Source organism: Pseudomonas sp. SIMBA_041 (assembly GCF_046535095.1).
GTDB classification, from domain to species: domain Bacteria; phylum Pseudomonadota; class Gammaproteobacteria; order Pseudomonadales; family Pseudomonadaceae; genus Aquipseudomonas; species Aquipseudomonas mucoides.
In genome coordinates, this window is the sequence record NZ_JAWRXJ010000869.1 from 1 (window position 1) to 240 (window position 240).

1 protein-coding gene is annotated in these 240 nt (G+C 55.0%); it reads left to right on the plus strand.

All coding sequences use genetic code 11. The features are described from left to right. A partial coding sequence (locus SB725_RS33625) for a hypothetical protein (RefSeq protein ID WP_410923749.1) occupies nt 1–240 on the plus strand: 240 nt, incomplete at both ends.

Here is a 240-nt window from a genome sequence, read left to right on the forward strand (position 1 = left end):
CAATCGACATCAAGGAGGTCGAATCAGTCCTCGCACTCGCAGAAGCGGTTGGGGCGAACAAGGCCATTATCGTCGCGGCCAACGGTTGGACGGAGCCTGCCGAGAAGAAAGCCGATCACGTCGGATGTGATCTTCGCCTTCTTTCTCTAGAGGAAGCCATTGACCTTCTCGTCCCGGACAAATGGGAAATGTGCCCAAGTTGCTTACGCGACTGCATCGTATTGGAGGATGACGGTGCAT